We start from the raw sequence: 19,583 nt of genomic DNA on the forward strand, positions 1-19,583 counted from the left end.
GGTTTCACGGCCGGTTTTTCGTTGTTGTTGCCCCCTCCGTGCCGATAGGCCGGCACAAGAAAAGTAGTCAATCTTCGCCATGACGATGCAATTGTGATTGCAGTGCGGAAGAACGGCCTTAAAATCGTAAAAAGAACCACTAGATTATGTGTCACGTAAGGTCGCGGACCACTCGCACTTAGCGCGATACGACCAAGGGAATGAAGACGCATGACAGTAATGCCGGTCCGGATGCAGGGTGAAGGTGACGGGGACGCCGGGAATGGCAACCGCGGCACCTCCGTTATCACCCGGACAAAGCCCAAGACGAAGAAGCCCAGCCTGTATCGTGTCCTGCTTCTGAACGATGACTACACGCCCATGGAGTTCGTGATCCACATTCTGGAGCGTTTTTTCCAGAAGGACCGCGAAGCGGCGACCCTCATCATGCTGCATGTTCACAATCATGGCGTGGGCGAGTGCGGCGTGTTCACCTACGAGGTCGCCGAAACCAAAGTGACGCAGGTAATGGATTTTGCCCGCCAGCATCAACATCCGTTGCAATGCGTCATGGAAAAGAAATGAGGAACGAACGTGCCAACATTTTCGACCAGCCTTGAAAAGGCGCTGCACCAGGCTCTCACATTGGCCAACGAGCGTCATCACGAATACGCAACGCTCGAGCACCTGCTGCTGGCGCTGATTGACGATTCGGATGCTGCGGCGGTGATGGGCGCGTGCAACGTCAACCTCGACAGTCTTCGCAAGACAGTCTCCGACTATGTCGACAACGAGCTCGGCAATCTGGTGACGGGCTATGACGAGGACAGCAAACCAACCGCTGGCTTCCAGCGTGTCATCCAGCGCGCTGTTATCCATGTGCAATCCTCCGGTCGCGAAGAAGTGACCGGCGCCAATGTGCTCGTCGCGATTTTCGCCGAGCGCGAAAGCCATGCCGCATATTTCCTGCAGGAACAGGAGATGACCCGCTACGATGCGGTCAACTTCATCTCTCACGGTATCGGCAAGCGTCCGGGAACGTCCGAGAGCCGCACGCCGCGTGGTACAGACGAATCCGAGTCAGAGCAGAAGGCTCCTCGTGGTGGCGACCAGGAAGAGGGCGGCGCCAAGAAGCAGCAGGACGCTCTGACGGCATACTGCGTCAACCTCAACGAGAAGGCCAAGGTCGGCAAGATCGATCCGCTGATCGGTCGCCATGCCGAGGTCAACCGCACAATCCAGGTCCTGTGCCGCCGCTCGAAGAACAACCCGCTCTATGTTGGCGACCCTGGCGTCGGCAAGACCGCGATCGCCGAAGGCCTTGCCAAGCGTATCGTCGAGAAGAAGGTGCCGGAAGCGCTTGAAGATGCGACCATCTTCTCGCTCGACATGGGCACTCTGCTTGCCGGCACGCGGTATCGCGGCGATTTCGAAGAGCGCCTGAAGCAGGTCGTCAAGGAACTGGAAGATTATCCGGGTGCGGTTCTGTTCATCGACGAAATCCACACCGTCATCGGTGCGGGAGCGACGTCGGGGGGCGCCATGGATGCGTCGAACCTGTTGAAGCCGGCTTTGTCCTCCGGGGCAATCCGCTGCATTGGCTCGACCACCTACAAGGAATATCGCCAGTTCTTCGAGAAGGATCGGGCGCTCGTCCGTCGGTTCCAGAAGATCGACGTCAACGAGCCGACGATCGACGACGCCATCGAGATCATGAAGGGCCTGAAGCCTTATTTCGAGGACTATCACAAGCTGAAATACTCGAACGAGGCTATCAAGTCGGCCGTAGAGCTTTCGGCCCGTTACATCAACGACCGCAAGCTGCCGGACAAGGCGATCGACGTGATCGACGAGACCGGTGCGGCTCAGATGTTGCTTCCCGCCAATAAGCGTCGAAAGCTGATCACCGAAAAGGAGATCGAGGTCACGATCGCCACTATGGCCCGCATTCCGCCGAAAACCGTTTCGAAAGACGACGAGACTGTTCTCGCCAACCTCGAGAAGGAGTTGCGCTCGGTGGTCTACGGTCAGGATCTGGCAATCGAGGCCCTGTCGTCTGCGATCAAGCTGGCACGCGCCGGCCTGCGCGAACCGAACAAGCCGATCGGCTCCTACGTCTTCTCCGGCCCCACCGGCGTCGGCAAGACGGAAGTCGCCAAGCAGCTTGCCGCCTCGCTCGGCGTCGAGCTGCTGCGCTTCGATATGTCGGAATACATGGAACGCCATACGGTCTCGCGGCTGCTTGGCGCACCTCCCGGTTATGTCGGCTTCGATCAGGGTGGTCTGCTGACCGACGGCGTCGATCAGCATCCGCATTGCGTGCTGCTGCTCGATGAAATCGAAAAGGCGCATCCGGACCTGTTCAACATCCTGCTGCAGGTCATGGACCATGGCTCGCTGACGGATCACAACGGCAAGAAGATCGACTTCCGTAACGTGATCCTGATCATGACGACCAATGCGGGCGCTTCGGAAATGGCCAAGGCCGCGTTCGGCTTCGGTTCGTCCAAGCGCGAGGGCGATGACGTGGAGGCGCTGAACCGCCTCTTCACACCGGAATTCCGCAACCGTCTCGATGCGGTGATCCCGTTCGGCTCGCTGCCGACGCCGGTCATCCATCAGGTCGTGCAGAAGTTCGTCATGCAGCTGGAAACCCAGCTTGCCGAACGCAACGTCACCTTCGATCTGCACCCCGATGCGATCGCCTGGCTTGCAGAGAAGGGCTACGACGAAAAGATGGGTGCGCGGCCGCTGTCACGCGTCATCCAGGAAAACATCAAGAAGCCGCTCGCCGACGAAATCCTCTTCGGCAAGCTCAAGAAGGGCGGCGTCGTCACCGTTTCTGTCGGTATCAAGACGGACGGCACAAAGGGCATCCTGCTCGATGCGGTTCCGGAAACGGCCCGTATCAAGCCGAAGGCCGAGATCGTGACACCGGTCAAAAAGTCCAAGGCTGCCAAGCCAAAGGATGTCGAGACCGTGGGTGCTGACAGCGATGTAAAGCCGAAGCCGAAGAAAGCTGCCGCGACCAAGGCCCCAGCCAAGGCCGAGACACCACCGGCTGCTGCGGCCGAAGCACCCCGCAAGGGCCGCACCGTCCCCAAGGTGCCGCGCAAGAAGTAAGCACTGGCTGATGAGAGTGTGATGCCGGGTTAAAAGCCCGGCATCTTTTTATGTCGAGATTGCAGGCACGTTTATGGAGCAGGAGAACATCGCGTCCCATACCCATTGGTTTCTGGTGGGCATGCGCGGCATCATCAGTCTCCCGGCCATCATCCTGATGCTGTCTTTCATCGGTTTCTGTGCACTCACCGTCCAGGCGGGCATTCCGGTGGAGCAGGTGGTCTTCATGACAGGCGCGGTCTGGGCCCTGCCGGCCAAGGTTATCCTCGTCGGCTCCATGATGGCTGGTGCCAATCTTCTGACCGCATTTATCGCAGTCACACTATCGTCCGTGCGCATGATGCCGATGGTGGCCGCACTCGTGCCGGAGATCAGGGGGCAAAGGACACCGACCTGGCTGCTCTTGTTCCTGTCGCATTTCGTGGCGATCACCGCCTGGGTCTATGCGATGGAGAAGGTCGAAAGCGTTCCCCGCGAACGCCGCGTTTCGTTCTTCGCCGGCTTCGGCATTACGCTGGTGCTCGCCAACATGCTGCTCGTTGCCATAGCCTATCGCTATGTCGCAACCTTTCCGCCGATCGTGGCGGGTTGTCTCTTCTTCCTGACGCCGGTCTATTTTCTCGCATCCATCTGGAATTCAGCGCGCCATCGTGTGATCCACATCGCGCTGGTGCTGGGTCTCGCCGCCGGGCCGTTGTTTTACTGGCTTTTTCCCGAGTTCGATATTCTGCTGGCCGGGCTGGTCGGCGGAACGCTTGCCTGGGCCGGTGAAAAGCTTTGGCGGCAGAAGCAGGAGGGCGGTCGATGACAGGCTTCGAGGGATGGTGGCCATATGTCTTCATCGCGGTTGCCGGCTGGCTCGCGACCGACATCTGGCGTTGGCTGGGGGTTGTCGCCGGCAACAGGCTTCGGGAGGATTCCGAGGCGCTGAATTGGGTAAGGGCTGTTGCGACCGCACTGGTGGCAGCCGTCGTTGCCAAGCTCATCCTTTATCCGACGGGCGTTCTGGAAACCTCGCCGCTCTGGCTGCGACTGGGCTCGATTGCCGTGGGAGCCGCTGCCTTCTTTGCCGCGGCTCAAAAACCGGCCGTGGGGATCGCGGCGGCTATTCTGACCCTCGCGACCGGCCTCTATATGCTGGGCTTTTGATCCTTATTGTCCAAGCGCAGCCTTGATCTTTTCGGCATTGGCGGCAAGCACCGCGCCATCTTCCATTCCGTCTGAATGCGGCTTCATCGCCATGCCGTCCTTGCGGGGTACGACATGGAAATGCAGATGGAAAACCGATTGCCCGGCAGGTGCCTCGTTGAACTGCATGATGGTGACGCCATCGGCATCAAAGGCCTTTTTGGCCGCGACCGCGATCTTCTGCACGACTGGGATGAGCGCTGCCAGCGTTGCAGGATCGGCATCAAGAATATTGCGCGACGGCGCTTTGGGGACCACAAGCGTATGGCCTTCCGCCTGCGGCATGACGTCCATGAAGGCAATTACGGCATCATCTTCATAGACGCGGTGCGAAGGGATTTCGCCGCGCAGGATCTTGGCGAAGATGTTGTTGTCGTCATAGCCGCTCATGGCCCGTTCCTTCCCTGAAGTGATCTTCGTGTTTCAATCGTCATGCTGCTGGCGCTCGCCCTTGCGGAAAGGGCTGTGCTCGCCAAGGATTTCGCCGATCTCTTCCACCTCGTGCCGCTCGCGCACGAGATAATCGGCGACGGCGCGTCGCAACCCCAGATGCGAGATGTAATGCGCCGAATGGGTCGTCATCGGCATGTACCCACGGGCGAGCTTGTGTTCGCCCTGCGCGCCCGCCTCGACACGGGCAAGACCCTTGCTGATCGCAAAATCGATGGCCTGATGATAGCAGACCTCGAAGTGCAGAAACGGATGATCCTCGATTGCGCCCCAGTGGCGGCCATAAAGCGCGTCGCCACCGATGAAGTTGATCGCGCCGGCAATATAGCGGCCATTGCGCTTTGCCATGACCAGCAGGATGTCGTCCGGCATGCGCTCGCCAATCAGCGAATAGAACTTCCGGGTCAGATAGGGGCGGCCCCACTTGCGGCTTCCGGTATCCATGTAGAAGGTAAAAAACTGATCCCAGATGCGCTCGGTGAGATCACCGCCGGTCAGCCAGTCGATCGTGATCCCATGCTCCAGCGCGGCGCGCCGCTCCTTCTTCAGTGCCTTTCTCTTTCGCGAGGCGAGTGTTTCCAGAAAATCGTCATGGCAACCATATCCGGCATTGGAAAAATGGAACTGCTGGTCCGTACGATGGAGAAAGCCTGCTGCCTCGAGCGTCGGCAGTTCGTCTTCCGGCAGGAAGGTGATGTGCGCGGATGAAGCGCCATGACGGCGGGTGAGCTCGGTCAAGCCTGCAGCAAGGGCGGCTTGCGTGCTATCCCGGTCTTCGCCCGGGCGTATGAGAAGTCGGGGGCCCGTCGCCGGTGTGAACGGCACGGAGCTTTGCAGTTTTGGATAGTAGTGCCCGCCTGCGCGGGAAAATGCGTCTGCCCAACCGTGGTCGAAGACGTATTCACCCTGGCTGTGGTTCTTGAGATAGGAGATGAGGCCACCGGAAATTCGGCCGGTGTCGTCCTCGATCAGCAGATGTTGTCCAAGCCAACCCGTCTCCGCCACCGCCGAGCCTGATTCCTCCAGAGAGGAGAGATAGGCGTGCGACAGGAACGGATTGTAGATGCTCCCCGGCTGGCCCTTTGCCGCGCCGGAGAGGCTGTTCCACTCGTCCTTCGCGATGTTGGCAAAGGAGGTCTCTACTCGGATTTTTATCTCGCCGGTCATACGTGGGCGGCAGATCCTTGCTTGGGGTCGAAACCCTCGAACGTCATCTGGTCGGCATGGGCAAAGGTGTGCTCGACGGCCTGACTGTCACGAACCGTCCAGGTGATGATTGGACGACCCTGAGTGCGTTGCGCCGTGACGAACGAATTTGGCAGATGTCCATAGAAATAGGAAATGAAATCAAGCCCGAGCTGCATCGCTTCTTCGTGAACGAAGAAGGTGTCCGGATTGGCGCCTTCTGCCGTCAGACCGATAGGATAGGGTGGATCGAGCGCCTTCAGGTCCTTGAGCAGCCAGTGGTCGAAGCTCATGAGGGCTACAGGCCCCTGATAACCCTCAAGCGTTTCGACCACAGCATCGGCAAACCCATCATCGTCGCCCTTGCGGCCCTTGAGCTCGACGATGATCGGAACACGACCCTTGACCATTCGCAAGAGCTGACCGAGCGAGGGAACCTTATCGGCTGTACCGCCGACGGCCATCAGGGCGAGTTCGCCTGCCGTCTTCGAGCGCACATCGCCCCTGATCCCGCAGAGGCGCTGCATGTCGTCGTCATGGAAAATCACCGGCACGCCATCGGCCGAATACTGCACGTCGCACTCGATCGCGTAGCCGTTTTCGACGGCGCGGGAAAAGGCGGAAAGCGTGTTTTCCCAGATCGTGTGGTTCATGTCGTGATAGCCGCGATGCGCGATCGGCTGCGCGGTCAACCAGGAAATATCCTTCATTGCTGCGATCCGTCAGGCAATTTCGAGGACAGCGTCGATTTCGACGGCGGCATTGAAGGGCAGGGCAGCCATGCCGACGGCGGCGCGGGCATGCTTGCCGGCATCGCCGAGGATCGTGGCGATCAGGTTCGAGGCGCCGTTCATGACGAGATGCTGCTCGACGAAGGTCGGTACGGAGGCGATGAATCCGTTGAGCTTGACGACGCGAGTGATGCGGCCGAGATCGCCGCCAAGTGCGGCGCTAGCCTGGGCCAGGATGTTGATGGCGCAAAGTTCGGCTGCGCGCTGGCCGGTCTGCACGTCAACGTCATCGCCGAGATGGCCGGTGATTGCGACCTTGCCGTTTTCCATCGGAAGCTGGCCTGAGATATAAAGAAGCGAGCCGCTGATGACGTAGGGAACGTAGTTTGCAGCCGGTGCGGCGGCCTGCGGCAGGGTGATTCCCAGTTCTTTAAGACGGGCTTCGATCGTTGCGGACATGAATGGCTCCCGGAGAATGTTGTGTTTTGCTTGCAAATGCGGCATGCACAGCCGAGATTCACGAAGTCGTCATGTACACTTCGAGAACGGATGTGCCTCGCTTCTGATGTGGGTGTTCTATAGCATCGTCAGCGAGTCCAACAGGAGGAAACGGATGTTTCGTGCAGGCATTGCCGTCATGGCAGGGGTCCCTATGGCATGGGCATGTATCTCGGGTGTGACGGCGACGGCCGCTCATGCCGCGCCGGGCAGTGGGCTCGTGCCGCATCGCGCAGTGTATGACCTTGAGCTGAAAGACGCCTCCGAACGCTCCGGCATTTCCGGCATGTATGGCCGCATGGTCTACGAGTTCAATGGTTCTGCCTGCGAAGGCTATACGGTCAGCTTCCGTTTCGTCACCAAGGTCGACAACGGTGAAGAGGTAAAGCTTACCGACCAGCAAACCACGACGTATGAGGATGTAAAAGGCGGCAACTTCCGTTTCCTCACCCGTTCCTTCACCGATGAGAAGCTCGACAAGGAAGTTCGCGGCTCGGCGCATGACGACAAGGCGGGCGTTGTCGTCGATCTGACGGAGCCGGAAAAGCGCAAGGTCGATCTTGCTCAGAGCCTGTTCCCGACCGAGCACATGCTTGAAGTCATCGACAAGGCGAAGAAGGGCGAAACCCTGTTCGAATCGCGCATCTTTGACGGCTCGGATTCGGGCGACAAGACGCTGATCACCACGACGCTGGTCGGCAAGCAGCGCGGACCGCTGGAAAATGATCCTGATGTGAGCCAGGCAGGCGAGATGGCGGACAAAGCCTATTGGCCGGTGACGATCTCCTACTTCAATGACGATAGCGCAGGTGACGCGCTGCCGATCTACCGCATGGAGTTCAAGCTCTATGAAAACGGCATTACCCGCGATCTCACCATGGACTACGGCGATTTCGTCCTCAGCGGAAAGCTTGCCGATCTGGAACTGTTCCAGCCCGGCGATTGCAAGTAATTGAGGACAGCGCGACGCCTCGCTTTTCTTGGGCGAGGGGTTGATTTCTGGGGCGGTCCGCTGTATGGCCACCCCATTCCACACGCAGGGTTTGGGATTTTCCGGGAGAAATCCGGAAGGTTCCGCCGGTGGCGATCTTCAAGAGAAGACGCTGTTTGCCCTGCGGAGGTTAACCGGAAAAGGAGAAAAAGGCATGGCATTGCCTGATTTCAGCATGCGCCAGCTTCTGGAAGCTGGTGTTCACTTCGGCCACCAGACCCACCGCTGGAACCCGAAGATGAAGCCGTACATCTTCGGCGAACGTTCCAACGTCCACATCATCGACCTCGCACAGACTGTACCGCTGCTTTCGCGCGCGCTTCAGACCGTCAGCGACACCGTTGCCAAGGGCGGCCGCGTTCTGTTCGTCGGCACGAAGCGTCAGGCTTCGGAAATCATTGCTGACGCTGCCAAGCGTTCGGCCCAGTACTACGTCAACGCTCGCTGGCTCGGCGGCATGATGACCAACTGGAAGACCATCTCGAACTCGATCCAGCGCCTGCGCAAGCTCGACGAGATCCTCGCTTCAGAAGGCTCCGGCTATTCGAAGAAGGAGCGTCTGAACCTTGAGCGCGAACGCGAAAAGCTGAACCGCGCTCTCGGCGGTATCCGCGATATGGGCGGCGTTCCGGACCTGATGTTCATCATCGACACCAACAAGGAATCGATCGCCATCCAGGAAGCCAAGCGTCTCGGCATCCCGGTCGTTGCTATCATCGATTCGAACTGCGACCCGGACCAGATCGACTTCCCGATCCCCGGCAACGACGACGCTTCGCGTGCGATCTCGCTCTACTGCGACCTGATCTCGCGCGCTGCTCTCGACGGTATTGCTCGTCAGCAGGGCGCTTCGGGCCGTGACCTCGGCGCCGCAGAAGACCTGCCGCTCGAGCCGGCTCTCGAAGAGTCTGCCGAAGCCTGATCGGGACAGGCGGCTGGGTGACCGGCCGCTTCTCGACGTAAAATCTGGACAAGGCCGTTTGCGATCGAAGATGTAAACGGCCTTGTTCATTTGCCCCGGAGGAAACGGCTTTGCGCCATTTCGAAACTCCGCGGCGTTCTTCATGATGATTCTTCATCACGATGTCACATTCAGGGGTCATGCCCTGCCACACCCTCCTGGTCGCGCGCCGGATTTCTGGCAGCACACCAGCCGAACAAGCAAAAGAGGCAAAGAAGATGAGCGTTACTGCAGCAATGGTGAAGGAACTGCGCGAAAAGACCGGCGCAGGCATGATGGATTGCAAGAAGGCCCTGGCTGAAACCAATGGCGACATGGAAGCCGCAATCGACTGGCTGCGCGCCAAGGGCATTGCCAAGGCCGACAAGAAGTCGGGCCGCGCTGCTGCCGAAGGCCTGATCGGTATCGCTTCCGCCGGCACCAAGGCCGTCGTTGTCGAGCTGAACTCCGAAACCGACTTCGTTGCCCGCAACGATGCCTTCCAGGACCTCGTTCGCGGCATCGCCAATGTTGCTGTAAGCACTGACGGTTCGGTCGAAGCAATCGCTGCTGCCACCTATCCGGCGACCGGCAAGTCCGTTTCCGAAACTATCACCGATGCGATCGCCACCATCGGCGAAAACATGACCCTGCGCCGTTCGGCTCTCCTGTCGGTCGAAGAAGGCGTTGTCGCCACCTACATCCACAACTCGGTTGCTGACGGCCTCGGCAAGCTCGGCGTTCTCGTCGCGCTGAAGTCGACCGGTGACAAGGACGCCCTGAACGCCATCGGCCGCCAGGTTGCCATGCACATCGCTGCCACGAACCCGCTCGCCATCCGTTCGAGCGAAGTTGACGCTGCCGTCGCCGAGCGCGAGCGCAACGTTTTCATCGAGCAGGCTCGCGAATCCGGCAAGCCGGACGCGATCATCGAAAAGATGGTCGAAGGCCGCATGCGCAAGTTCTTCGAGGAAGTTGCCCTGCTGTCGCAGGCTTTCGTCATGAACCCCGACCTGACCGTCGAAGCAGCCGTCAAGGAAGCTGAGAAGTCGGTCGGCGCGCCGATCGAAATCACCGGCATGGCCCGTCTTCTCCTCGGCGAAGGTGTCGAGAAGGAAGAAAGCGACTTCGCAGCAGAAGTGGCCGCTGTCGCCAAGGGTTGATTTCTTCATCCTGATCTGGAAAACCGAAGGGCATCGCGTGACAACGCGGTGCCCTTCGTGTATCCGGCATCACCATATTTGGCGCTGGCCCGCATTCGATCGCCCGATCGGCGGAGGTCGCGCGGACACATCATTTTTGTTCAGGAGCGATAATGTCGGCGAAACCACTCTACAAGCGTGTTCTGCTCAAGGCCTCCGGCGAAGCCCTGATGGGCAACCAGGGGTTCGGTATCGATGTTGCCGTTGCCGACCGCATCGCGTCGGATATCGCTGAAGCCCGTGCCATGGGTGTCGAAGTCGGCGTCGTCGTCGGCGGGGGCAACATCTTCCGTGGCGTGGCCGTAGCCTCCAAGGGCGGCGACCGGGTAACCGGCGACCACATGGGCATGCTGGCGACCGTCATCAACGCGCTCGCTCTGGCGACATCGCTGCGCAAGCTCGACATCGACACGGTCGTTCTCTCCGCTATCGCCATGCCGGAAATCTGCGAAAGCTTTTCGCAGCGTGCGACCCTATATCACCTGTCGCTCGGCCGCGTGGTGATCTTCGCCGGCGGTACGGGCAACCCGTTCTTCACGACGGATTCGGCTGCCGCTCTCCGTGCGGCCGAAATCGGTGCGGAAGCCATCTTCAAGGGCACGCAGGTCGATGGCATCTACACGGCCGATCCGAAGAAGGACACAACCGCCACCCGCTATGACCATCTGACCCATGATCAGGTCCTGCGACAGGGGCTCGCTGTCATGGACGTCGCAGCCGTTGCGCTGGCACGCGAAAACAAGATTCCGATCATCGTCTTCTCTATCCACGAGAAGGGTGGTTTTGCGGAAATTCTGACCGGCGGTGGCCGGGCAACCATCGTTACCGACAATTGATACACGACATCATACCTCAGGGCGTCGTCGAAAACGGGAGTTTGATCCATGAGTGAAGGTATTGATCTGAACGATGTAAAGCGCCGCATGGATGGTGCTGTGAACGCGTTCAAGAGCGACATTGCATCGCTGCGCACCGGCCGCGCCTCGGCCAACGTTCTCGATCCGGTGATGGTCGAAGCCTACGGTTCGCGCGTACCGCTGAACCAGGTCGCCAACATTACCGTTCCGGAGCCCCGTATGCTCGGTGTCTCCATCTGGGACAAATCCATGGTCGGCGCCGTCGATCGTGCAATCCGCGAATCGAATCTGGGCCTCAACCCGATCGTCGATGGCCAGAATCTGCGCATTCCCCTGCCGGAACTCAACGAAGAGCGCCGCAGGTCACTGGTCAAGGTTGCCCATGATTATGCCGAAAAGGCCAAGATCGCGATCCGCAACGTGCGTCGCGACGGCATGGACACCTTGAAAAAGGCGGAAAAGGACGGTGATATCGGCCAGGACACGAGCCGTAGCCAGTCGGAAAAGGTCCAGAAAATTACCGATGACATGATTTCGGACATCGATCGCTTGCTCAGCGAGAAGGAAAAGGAAATCATGCAGGTATAATCTGCATATTTCGAGTCTCTCTTTTCCGGACAATCGATGTCTATATCGCCCTTGAGAAATGTTCCCACCCACGTTGCCATCATCATGGACGGCAACGGGCGCTGGGCCAATGCGCGCGGCTTGCCGCGCACCATGGGGCACCGCAAGGGTGTCGAAGCGGTTCGTGAGGCGGTTCGCACCGCGGGCGAACTCGGCATCCGCTACCTCACGCTCTTTGCCTTTTCATCGGAAAACTGGACCCGGCCGGAAGACGAGATTTCCGATCTCATGGGCTTGCTGAAGGCGTTTATCCGTCGGGATCTGGCCGATCTCCATCGCCAGAACGTGCGCATCCGCGTGATCGGCGACAAGACGAACCTGCGCAGCGACATCCTGCCGCTGCTTTTGGAAGCGGAAGACACGACGCGCAACAACACCGGCATCACGCTGGTCATCGCGTTCAATTACGGAGCCCGTGACGAACTGGCGCGCGCCGTTCGTTCTCTGGCGATGGACGTGAAGGAAGGGCTGCTGCAGCCTGACCAGATCACCCCCGAGCGCATCGCGGGCCGGCTGGATACGGCAGGCATTCCCGATCCCGACCTCGTGCTGCGCACAAGCGGCGAAGAGCGGCTTTCGAATTTTCTGTTATGGCAGTCGGCCTATTCCGAATTGCTGTTCGTGCCGGAGCTCTGGCCTGATTTCAACCGTGACAGCTTTCTTGCTGCATTGGACCGTTATGCGGCGCGGGAGCGTCGCTTCGGGGGCCTGTCAAAACAGCCGGCAACGCTGGCGGTCGGCTCCTGATGCAAAAGGAATTGCAGCTCCGGATCATCTCCGGCATTTTGCTTGCTGTCGTCGCTCTGGCCGCAACATGGGCAGGCGGCATCGCCTTCAGTGTGCTTGCGATCGTTATTGCCCTCCTCGTTTATTCCGAATGGTCGACCATCACCCGGCTCGGTGAGAACGATTTGCAGGGCAACGCCTTTGGTTGGCTGTCGCAGGTCGTCATTGCCGGCCTCGTGCTGCTGGGCGAGATTGCCTGGACCTTGCCCGTTCTCGGTTTGTCGACGGTTGTCGCCATCGCGTGGGTGCTGCTTCGCAAGGGCAGCTGGTGGCTGCCCGGCGGGATCGTCTATGCGGGGCTGACCGGCATTTCGCTTTCTGCCATTCGCGACGACGCGCATATCGGTCTAATTGCGATGATTTTTGTCTTCGCGGTCGTCTGGGCCACCGACATTCTGGCCTATTTCGTCGGGCGCGCCATCGGCGGGCCGAAGCTGGCTCCGAAAATTTCACCCGGCAAGACCTGGTCGGGCGCCATCGGGGGTGCATTGTCGGGTGTTCTGGCCGGAACCGCAGTCTACATGGTTGAATTTTCGTCCCTTGACGTGCGCATCCCCATTTTGGCGGCGGTCCTCTCTGTGTTCAGCCAGATTGGCGATCTCTTCGAATCATTCATTAAGCGTCGCTTCGGGGTAAAAGATTCCGGACGTATCATCCCTGGCCACGGTGGCGTGATGGATCGCGTGGACGGGCTCGTTTTTGCAAGTTTCGCGGCGCTTTTCGTGGCGTTGATGACCATTTTGGCGCAAGGTGCACAGGGGCAACTTGTCGGCGCGGCATTGCTTGGCCTCTAGAACGAGGGCTGGCATCGAGAATCACAGGATGATCCACAGTTGCGGCCGCAAGGTCGACCGGGATCACGTTTGAGGTACGATATGGCTTTCCTTGGCGATACGATGAACTTCCTGATCGGCTACATCTTGCCGTTTCTGCTGGTGTTGACCCTTCTGGTGTTTGTCCATGAGATGGGCCACTACCTCATCGGTCGCTGGTCGGGCATTCGCATTCTAGCCTTCTCCGTGGGCTTCGGGCCGGAGCTGGTCGGTTATACGGACAAGCATCAGACCCGTTGGAAAATTTGCGCGATTCCCCTCGGCGGCTATGTGAAGTTTTACGGCGACGAGGATGCTGCAAGCACGCCCGATTATGGGAAGCTTGAGGCCCTTCCGGCCGAAGAGCGGGATCGGACGTTCCCCGGGGCTGCGCTCTGGAAGCGCGCCGCAACGGTGGCGGCAGGCCCGATCGCGAATTTCATTCTGGCGATTGCCATCTTTGCCGTACTTTTTTCAATTTATGGAAAGCAGATTGCCGATCCGGTGGTTGCCGAGGTGAAGCCGGACAGTGCTGCTGCCGCGGCCGGTATCCAGCCGGGCGACCTGCTCGTGGCAATCGACGGCAATCCGGTCAAGACATTCGACGATGTGCGACGCTATGTCAGTATCCGGCCTGAAACGAAGATTGTCATCACGATCGAGCGCAACGGCAGCCCGTTCGATGTGCCCATGGTTCCGCGCCGTACCGAGATCACCGACCAGTTTGGCAACAAGGTGGAACTCGGTATCATCGGCATCCTGACCAATCAGGAGACAGGCAATTTCCGTCTGCAGACCTATGGCCCGCTGGAGGCTGTAGGGCAGGGAGCGATCGAGAGCTGGAACATTGTTACCGGCACGTTCAAGTACCTCTCGAATCTCGTGACGGGACGAATGAAGGCCGATCAGCTGGGTGGACCGATCCGCGTTGCCCAGGCATCCGGCCAGATGGCAACTATCGGCGTGGTCGCCGTGCTGCATCTCGCAGCGGTCCTGTCGGTTTCCATTGGACTTCTTAATCTTATGCCCGTTCCCGTACTTGATGGCGGGCATCTGATGTTCTATGCGGTTGAGGCCGTTCGGGGGAGGCCGGTGGGCCCTGCTGCTCAGGACGTCGCATTCCGGATCGGGTTTGCGATGATTTTGATGCTGATGGTTTTCGCCACCTGGAACGACATAAGTTCGCTGTTGGGCTAGGTTTTCGCGCTTTGAAATTCGGCTTGAAAATGATCGGGAGAAGACCGGTTTTGCCGATTTTCAGGACGTTGGCCGAAAGGAATTGTTTACGATAATACAAGTCCGTAGTGGCCGTTAGGCCACGGTTTGAATTGAAGTAAACAGAAATTAACGAGCGACCTTGCTTGTATGGGAAAAGCGGTTAAAACGGCAAACGTGCCGGAGTCGGTGCGAGTTCGCTGCGGGACATTTGGAAGAAGGTAAAGTTTATGAAAGCTGGTTCAAAGTTTTTGAACGCGGTGTCGGCCGTTGCCCTGTCGACCAGCATGGTGGCAACGGGATCTGGTGTCGTAACGCTTGCAAGTGCAACTGTCGCAGAAGCCGCAACGATCAGCCGTGTCGAGGTTCGTGGTGCAACCCGTGTCAGCGCAGAAACCGTGCGCGCCAACATCACGATCGTTCCGGGCAAGAGCTTCAGCAATGCCGATATCGATTCTTCCGTTAAGCGCCTGTACCAGACCGGCTACTTTTCCGATGTCAGCATCAACGTGTCCGGTGGCACGCTCGTCGTAACAGTTGCAGAAAATCAGTTGATCAATCAGGTTGTGTTCAACGGCAACCGCAAGATCAAGGATGACAAGCTGCAGGCCGTCGTGCGGTCGCGTGCGCTTGGTCCCTACAGCGAGGCGACCGTCGAGGGCGATATTCAGTCCATCAAGGATGCCTATGCCGCGACGGGTCGCAGCGATGTCACGGTGACGACGCAGGTCGTTCCCATCGCCGAGGGTCGTGTAAACCTTGCTTTTGTCGTCGATGAAGGCAAGAAGACGAAAATCAGTGCCATCAATTTTGTCGGCAACAATGCCTACAGCGACGGCCGTCTGCAGGCTGTTATCGCGACCAAGGAATCCGGCCTGTTCTCGTTCCTGAGCCGCAAGGACGTCTACAACGAAGACAAGCTTCGTGCAGATGAAGAGTTGCTGCGCCAGTTCTACTTCAATCGCGGTTACGCCGATTTCCGCGTTGTATCCTCTGATGCCACGCTCGACGAAACGAGCAACGAATACACCGTGACGATCACGGTGGAAGAGGGTGACCGTTACGATTTCGGCGCCGTGAACGTCGAATCGACGGTCGAAGGTGTCGATGCCACGGAACTGAGGGGGCTGGTGTCGAGCTCTGAAGGTTCGATCTATCGAGCCAAGGATGTTCAGAACTCCATGGCCGCGATCTCCAAGCGGGTCGCTGCGCAGGGCTACCCGTTCGCGCGCGTCACGCCGCGCGGCAACCGCGATTTCGGCAGCCGCACGATCGCCGTCGATTACCTGGTCGATCAGGGCGAACGCGCATATGTCGAGCGCATCGATATCCGCGGCAACACCCGCACCCGCGACTACGTCATTCGTCGCGAATTCGACATGAGCGAAGGCGACGCCTTCAATCAGGAAATGATCGCGTCTGCGAAGCGTCGCCTGGAGGCTCTGGGTTACTTCTCGGCGGTCAATATTTCGACCCAGCAGGGCTCTGCTCCGGATCGCGTCGTCGTCGTCGTTGATGTTCAGGATCAGTCCACCGGTTCGTTTGGTATCGGTGCTGGTTACGCCGCTGGCAGCGGTGGCGGGCTGCTGCTTGAAGCCTCTATCGAGGAAAAGAACTTCCTGGGTCGCGGTCAGTATATTCGTCTGGCTGCCGGTCGCGGCACGGATAGCCGTACCTACAATTTCGCGTTCACCGAACCATATTTCCTTGGTTATCGTCTGGCTGCCGGTTTCGATATCTTCCGGAACGAAAACGACTACGACGACGATGATTACAGCTACGAAGATCAGGGCTTCAGCCTTCGTGTGACCGCTCCGATCACCGAGGCGTTGTCCACGACGGTCCGCTACAATTATACGCGCCTGAATTACAGTGGCTCCGAATACTATGGCGATGACCCTCTTTCGTCTGGCGGTGCTGGTGTGGGGTCTGACGACATCGCATCTCCATTCGTCGATGCCGTAAGGGGAGACGATTGGACCCGCTCTTCGATCTCACAGAGCCTGACGTACAACACGCTTGACGATGCGCAGGTGCCTCATGAAGGTATTATCGCGTCGATCACACAGGAATATGCCGGCCTTGGCGGCACGTCTGATTACTACAAGCTGACGGCGAAGGGTAAGTGGTATTACACGCTCAACGACGATGCCGATATCATCGGCTCGCTGTCGGGTACCGCAGGTCATGTGTTCAAGACCTCGGGCGACCTCGAAGTGTTTGATCAGTTCCAGATCGGACCGAACGAACTGCGTGGCTTTGAACGCAACGGTATCGGTCCGCGCAGCGATAAGTACGACGACGCCATCGGGGGTACGACGTACTTTACAGCCTCTGCTGAAGCGACGTTCCCGCTTCCGGGTATTCCGCGTGACTCCGGGTTCCGTGGTGCGATCTTTGCTGATGCCGGTACGCTGTATGGCAACGATGTAGACACTCGCGCCGACGACGATATCGTCGGGACGGATATGTCTATCCGTGCATCGGTCGGTGTAGGCCTGCTTTGGGCTTCGCCGTTCGGCCCGCTGCGTGTCGATTACGCCATTCCGGTTGCCAAGGAAGACTTCGACCGCGTTCAGAACATCAAGTTCGGCATCTCGTCGTCCTTCTGATACCGGCAGTCCAGAACTGTCTGCCATATCTGTTCTGGAGTTTGGCCATGGAACATAACTGGTTTTTCCCGCCACATGGCGGCATCCGTCTGAGCGATCTTGCGGATGCCGTCGGCGCGACGCTTCAGAACGCCAGTGCTGCGGATCGGCTCGCCCGGTCCGTTTCGCCCGTCTACCGGGCCAAGGAAGGCGACATCTGTTACATGCTGTCGCGCAAGCACCGCGACGAACTTCAAACGTGTCAGGCCACGGCGATCATTTGCGACCAGTCGATCGCAACGCTCGTTCCCGAACATATTCCGGTTCTCCTGACCGCAAGTCCGCATGCAGCTTTTGCGTTGGCCGGAAACCTTCTCCATCCTTCAGCTCTGCGACCATCATCAGCTTTGAGTGCGACGGGAATTTCCCCTCAATCCGCTATCGACCCCTCCGCTCGGCTTGAGCCAGGCGTGGAGGTCGAACCATTCGCCGTTATCGGCGCGGACGTAGAGATTGGCGAGGGCACGCGCATCGGGGCAGGCGCTGTTATTGGCGCGGGTGTGCGCATCGGGCGCGATTGCACGGTGGCCGCCGGCGCGAGCGTGCTGTGTGCGCTTATCGGCAATAATGTCATTATCCATCCCGGCGCGCGCATCGGTCAGGACGGTTTCGGCTTTGCGCCGGGGCCGCGCGGCATGATCAAGATCGTGCAGATCGGCCGGGTCATCATCCAGGACAATGTCGAGGTGGGCGCCGGTACGACGATAGACCGCGGTGCCATGGACGATACCGTGATCGGCGAGGGTACGAAGCTCGATAACCAGATCCAGATCGCTCACAACGTCCGTATCGGCCGCCATTGCGGTATCGCCAGCCAGGTCGGTATCGCCGGCAGCACCAGGATTGGTGATGGCGTCTTGATCGGCGGCGCGAGCGCAATAAATGGCCATATCACGATCGGCAGCGGCGTCCAGATCGCTGCGATGAGCGGTGTTGCCGCCGATGTACCAGCGGGCGAGCGCTACGGCGGTATACCCGCACGCCCGATGCGCGATTTCCTGCGCGATATCGCGGAAATGACGGCACGTAGCCACAAGAGACAGAAGACGACCGGAGGCAAAGATGAGTGAAGCAGCAGGCACCGTTCTCGGTACGGCGGATATCAAGGAAATCATGAAGCTGCTGCCGCATCGCTATCCGTTCCTGCTCGTTGATCGAATCATCGAGATCGACAGCGACAATTCTGCGATCGGCATCAAGAACGTGACTGCGAACGAACCGCACTTCACCGGCCATTTCCCGGAAGAGCCGATCATGCCGGGCGTGCTGCTGATCGAGGGCATGGCCCAGACGGCAGGCGCCATCTGCGCGCGCAAGACCGGCACGGGCTCGAACATCGTCTATTTCATGACCATCGACAATGCCCGCTTCCGCAAACCGGTCGTGCCGGGCGATCGCGTGGAGTTCCATGTCGTCAAGCAGAAGCAGCGCGGCAATATCTGGAAATTTCATTGTGAAGCAAAAGTTGACGGGCAACTTGCTGCAGAAGCTGATATCGGCGCGATGATTGTCAGCAAGGAAAATGCTTAAAGCCATGATCGCAGCCAGCGCAAAAATCCACCCGTCATCGGTCATCGATGACGGCGCAGTGATTGGCGAAAACGTCAAAATCGGCCCGTTTTGCTATATCGGCCCGAAGGTTACTCTCGGCGATAACGTCGAACTGATATCCCACGTCACCATGTTGGGACGAACCACCGTCGGCAAGGGAACCAGGATATTCCCGTCCGCCGTCATCGGTGGCGATTCGCAGAGCGTGCATCACAGCGCTGTCGATACGACGTTGACGATCGGCGAGAACTGCACGATCCGTGAGGGCGTGACGATGAACACCGGCACGGTCGAGCATGGCGGCGCAACGGTTGTCGGCAACAACAACCTGTTCCTTGCCTACGCGCACGTTGCGCATGATTGCCGCCTCGGCAACAACATTATCCTCTCCAACAACGTGATGCTTGCGGGGCATGTGACGGTTGAGGATCGTGCCATTCTGGGCGGCGGTTCCGCTGTTCATCAGTTCACCCGTATCGGCCGTCAGGCCTTCATCGGTGGGCTTTCGGCAGTCAGCTACGATGTCATTCCCTACGGCATGCTGAACGGCAACCCGGGGGTCCTGAGCGGCCTTAACGTCGTCGGTATGACCCGTGCAGGCTTCGACAAGCCGACGATCCACACGGTTCGCCGCGCATACAAGCAGATTTTCGAAGGTGCCAACGCGATCCGCATCAATGCGGCGGCTATTCGCGAGGAATATATCGACTGCAAGCCGGCGCTTGAAATTCTGGACTTTATTGCGGCCGAAAGTGATCGGGCCTTGTCTTCGCCAAGCCGGGGTAAAAAAGGCTGAG

At 59.0% G+C, this 19,583-nt stretch carries 20 protein-coding genes; 16 read left to right on the forward strand and 4 right to left on the reverse strand.

Annotated features, from left to right (window positions below):
- The first annotated feature begins 210 nt into the window (after positions 1 to 210).
- The 4 genes from clpS (at position 211) to BLX89_RS01355 (ending at position 4,251) form a co-directional block, all read left to right on the forward strand.
- Entirely contained in the window at positions 211 to 564 is a 354-nt protein-coding gene (gene clpS / locus BLX89_RS01340; protein WP_075288850.1) for an ATP-dependent Clp protease adapter ClpS, read from the forward strand.
- Between the two features lie 9 nt (positions 565 to 573).
- Entirely contained in the window at positions 574 to 3,102 is a 2,529-nt protein-coding gene (gene clpA / locus BLX89_RS01345) for an ATP-dependent Clp protease ATP-binding subunit ClpA (RefSeq protein WP_075288851.1), read from the forward strand.
- Positions 3,103 to 3,175: 73 nt separating this feature from the next.
- Positions 3,176 to 3,910 (forward strand): AzlC family ABC transporter permease, encoded by a 735-nt coding sequence (locus BLX89_RS01350; protein ID WP_075288852.1) that lies wholly within the window; start codon positions 3,176 to 3,178, stop codon positions 3,908 to 3,910.
- Positions 3,907 to 4,251 carry an AzlD domain-containing protein gene (locus tag BLX89_RS01355; protein ID WP_075288853.1) on the forward strand — a complete coding sequence of 115 codons (345 nt, stop codon included), beginning with the start codon at positions 3,907 to 3,909 and terminating at the stop codon, positions 4,249 to 4,251. The genes BLX89_RS01350 and BLX89_RS01355 overlap by 4 nt, the downstream gene beginning before the upstream one ends.
- A gap of 3 nt (positions 4,252 to 4,254) precedes the next feature.
- Here the strand turns inward: BLX89_RS01355 and BLX89_RS01360 are convergent, their stop codons facing one another.
- The 4 genes from BLX89_RS01360 to BLX89_RS01375 are packed head-to-tail and all read right to left on the reverse strand — an operon-like array spanning position 4,255 to position 7,115.
- Complete coding sequence (locus tag BLX89_RS01360) at positions 4,255 to 4,680, reverse strand: HIT family protein (protein ID WP_075288854.1); 426 nt, start codon at positions 4,678 to 4,680, stop codon at positions 4,255 to 4,257.
- A gap of 33 nt (positions 4,681 to 4,713) precedes the next feature.
- Positions 4,714 to 5,907, reverse strand: a complete 1,194-nt coding sequence (locus tag BLX89_RS01365) for a GNAT family N-acetyltransferase (RefSeq protein WP_075288855.1) — start codon at positions 5,905 to 5,907, stop codon at positions 4,714 to 4,716.
- Positions 5,904 to 6,635 (reverse strand): glycerophosphodiester phosphodiesterase, encoded by a 732-nt coding sequence (locus BLX89_RS01370; RefSeq protein WP_075288856.1) that lies wholly within the window; start codon positions 6,633 to 6,635, stop codon positions 5,904 to 5,906. Before BLX89_RS01370 ends, BLX89_RS01365 begins: the two co-directional genes overlap by 4 nt.
- 12 nt (positions 6,636 to 6,647) lie before the next feature.
- Positions 6,648 to 7,115: a RidA family protein gene (locus BLX89_RS01375; RefSeq protein WP_075288857.1), complete on the reverse strand. Its 468-nt coding sequence runs from the start codon at positions 7,113 to 7,115 to the stop codon at positions 6,648 to 6,650.
- A gap of 154 nt (positions 7,116 to 7,269) precedes the next feature.
- Between BLX89_RS01375 and BLX89_RS01380 the strand changes: the two genes are divergently transcribed.
- From BLX89_RS01380 to lpxA, 12 genes are all read left to right on the forward strand, one after another.
- Positions 7,270 to 8,106, forward strand: coding sequence for a cell envelope integrity EipB family protein (locus BLX89_RS01380; protein WP_075288858.1), 837 nt, complete (start codon positions 7,270 to 7,272; stop codon positions 8,104 to 8,106).
- A 193-nt stretch (positions 8,107 to 8,299) separates the two neighbouring features.
- On the forward strand, positions 8,300 to 9,067 hold the full coding sequence (gene rpsB / locus BLX89_RS01385; RefSeq protein ID WP_075288859.1) for a 30S ribosomal protein S2: 768 nt from the start codon (positions 8,300 to 8,302) through the stop codon (positions 9,065 to 9,067).
- A gap of 257 nt (positions 9,068 to 9,324) precedes the next feature.
- The gene (gene tsf / locus BLX89_RS01390; protein ID WP_075288860.1) at positions 9,325 to 10,248 is read left to right on the forward strand and encodes a translation elongation factor Ts; all 924 of its coding nucleotides are present in this window, start codon (positions 9,325 to 9,327) and stop codon (positions 10,246 to 10,248) included.
- A 152-nt stretch (positions 10,249 to 10,400) separates the two neighbouring features.
- Positions 10,401 to 11,123: a UMP kinase gene (gene pyrH / locus BLX89_RS01395; RefSeq protein ID WP_075288861.1), complete on the forward strand. Its 723-nt coding sequence runs from the start codon at positions 10,401 to 10,403 to the stop codon at positions 11,121 to 11,123.
- A gap of 48 nt (positions 11,124 to 11,171) precedes the next feature.
- Positions 11,172 to 11,732, forward strand: a complete 561-nt coding sequence (frr, locus tag BLX89_RS01400) for a ribosome recycling factor (protein WP_075288862.1) — start codon at positions 11,172 to 11,174, stop codon at positions 11,730 to 11,732.
- A gap of 36 nt (positions 11,733 to 11,768) precedes the next feature.
- Positions 11,769 to 12,518, forward strand: a complete 750-nt coding sequence (locus BLX89_RS01405; protein ID WP_075288863.1) for an isoprenyl transferase — start codon at positions 11,769 to 11,771, stop codon at positions 12,516 to 12,518.
- Positions 12,518 to 13,351, forward strand: coding sequence for a phosphatidate cytidylyltransferase (locus tag BLX89_RS01410; protein WP_075288864.1), 834 nt, complete (start codon positions 12,518 to 12,520; stop codon positions 13,349 to 13,351). Before BLX89_RS01405 ends, BLX89_RS01410 begins: the two co-directional genes overlap by 1 nt.
- A gap of 81 nt (positions 13,352 to 13,432) precedes the next feature.
- Positions 13,433 to 14,566: an RIP metalloprotease RseP gene (rseP, locus tag BLX89_RS01415; protein WP_075288865.1), complete on the forward strand. Its 1,134-nt coding sequence runs from the start codon at positions 13,433 to 13,435 to the stop codon at positions 14,564 to 14,566.
- 248 nt (positions 14,567 to 14,814) lie between these two features.
- Positions 14,815 to 17,196 carry an outer membrane protein assembly factor BamA gene (gene bamA / locus BLX89_RS01420; protein ID WP_075288866.1) on the forward strand — a complete coding sequence of 794 codons (2,382 nt, stop codon included), beginning with the start codon at positions 14,815 to 14,817 and terminating at the stop codon, positions 17,194 to 17,196.
- A 47-nt stretch (positions 17,197 to 17,243) separates the two neighbouring features.
- The gene (gene lpxD / locus BLX89_RS01425; protein ID WP_075288867.1) at positions 17,244 to 18,305 is read left to right on the forward strand and encodes a UDP-3-O-(3-hydroxymyristoyl)glucosamine N-acyltransferase; all 1,062 of its coding nucleotides are present in this window, start codon (positions 17,244 to 17,246) and stop codon (positions 18,303 to 18,305) included.
- A complete protein-coding gene (gene fabZ / locus BLX89_RS01430; RefSeq protein ID WP_075288868.1) occupies positions 18,298 to 18,765 on the forward strand; it encodes a 3-hydroxyacyl-ACP dehydratase FabZ in 468 nt (155 codons plus the stop codon). Before lpxD ends, fabZ begins: the two co-directional genes overlap by 8 nt.
- Positions 18,766 to 18,769: 4 nt before the next feature.
- Positions 18,770 to 19,582 carry an acyl-ACP--UDP-N-acetylglucosamine O-acyltransferase gene (lpxA, locus tag BLX89_RS01435; protein WP_075288869.1) on the forward strand — a complete coding sequence of 271 codons (813 nt, stop codon included), beginning with the start codon at positions 18,770 to 18,772 and terminating at the stop codon, positions 19,580 to 19,582.
- Position 19,583 lies beyond the last annotated feature (1 nt).

The sequence above is a fragment of the Pararhizobium arenae genome, from assembly GCF_001931685.1.
In the GTDB taxonomy this organism is placed as follows: domain Bacteria; phylum Pseudomonadota; class Alphaproteobacteria; order Rhizobiales; family Rhizobiaceae; genus Pararhizobium; species Pararhizobium arenae.

Bases quoted from the DNA above. Each gene is read 5' to 3' on its own strand.
- bamA (WP_075288866.1), top strand. From the start codon at position 14,815: ATGAAAGCTGGTTCAAAGTTTTTGAACGCGGTGTCGGCCGTTGCCCTG.
- BLX89_RS01360 (WP_075288854.1), bottom strand. From the start codon at position 4,680: ATGAGCGGCTATGACGACAACAACATCTTCGCCAAGATCCTGCGCGGC.
- BLX89_RS01350 (WP_075288852.1), top strand. From the start codon at position 3,176: ATGGAGCAGGAGAACATCGCGTCCCATACCCATTGGTTTCTGGTGGGC.
- rseP (WP_075288865.1), top strand. From the start codon at position 13,433: ATGGCTTTCCTTGGCGATACGATGAACTTCCTGATCGGCTACATCTTG.
- tsf (WP_075288860.1), top strand. From the start codon at position 9,325: ATGAGCGTTACTGCAGCAATGGTGAAGGAACTGCGCGAAAAGACCGGC.
- BLX89_RS01370 (WP_075288856.1), bottom strand. From the start codon at position 6,635: ATGAAGGATATTTCCTGGTTGACCGCGCAGCCGATCGCGCATCGCGGC.
- BLX89_RS01410 (WP_075288864.1), top strand. From the start codon at position 12,518: ATGCAAAAGGAATTGCAGCTCCGGATCATCTCCGGCATTTTGCTTGCT.
- BLX89_RS01365 (WP_075288855.1), bottom strand. From the start codon at position 5,907: ATGACCGGCGAGATAAAAATCCGAGTAGAGACCTCCTTTGCCAACATC.
- pyrH (WP_075288861.1), top strand. From the start codon at position 10,401: ATGTCGGCGAAACCACTCTACAAGCGTGTTCTGCTCAAGGCCTCCGGC.
- BLX89_RS01375 (WP_075288857.1), bottom strand. From the start codon at position 7,115: ATGTCCGCAACGATCGAAGCCCGTCTTAAAGAACTGGGAATCACCCTG.
- BLX89_RS01405 (WP_075288863.1), top strand. From the start codon at position 11,769: ATGTCTATATCGCCCTTGAGAAATGTTCCCACCCACGTTGCCATCATC.
- clpS (WP_075288850.1), top strand. From the start codon at position 211: ATGACAGTAATGCCGGTCCGGATGCAGGGTGAAGGTGACGGGGACGCC.
- rpsB (WP_075288859.1), top strand. From the start codon at position 8,300: ATGGCATTGCCTGATTTCAGCATGCGCCAGCTTCTGGAAGCTGGTGTT.
- lpxD (WP_075288867.1), top strand. From the start codon at position 17,244: ATGGAACATAACTGGTTTTTCCCGCCACATGGCGGCATCCGTCTGAGC.
- fabZ (WP_075288868.1), top strand. From the start codon at position 18,298: ATGAGTGAAGCAGCAGGCACCGTTCTCGGTACGGCGGATATCAAGGAA.
- frr (WP_075288862.1), top strand. From the start codon at position 11,172: ATGAGTGAAGGTATTGATCTGAACGATGTAAAGCGCCGCATGGATGGT.
- lpxA (WP_075288869.1), top strand. From the start codon at position 18,770: ATGATCGCAGCCAGCGCAAAAATCCACCCGTCATCGGTCATCGATGAC.
- BLX89_RS01380 (WP_075288858.1), top strand. From the start codon at position 7,270: ATGTTTCGTGCAGGCATTGCCGTCATGGCAGGGGTCCCTATGGCATGG.
- BLX89_RS01355 (WP_075288853.1), top strand. From the start codon at position 3,907: ATGACAGGCTTCGAGGGATGGTGGCCATATGTCTTCATCGCGGTTGCC.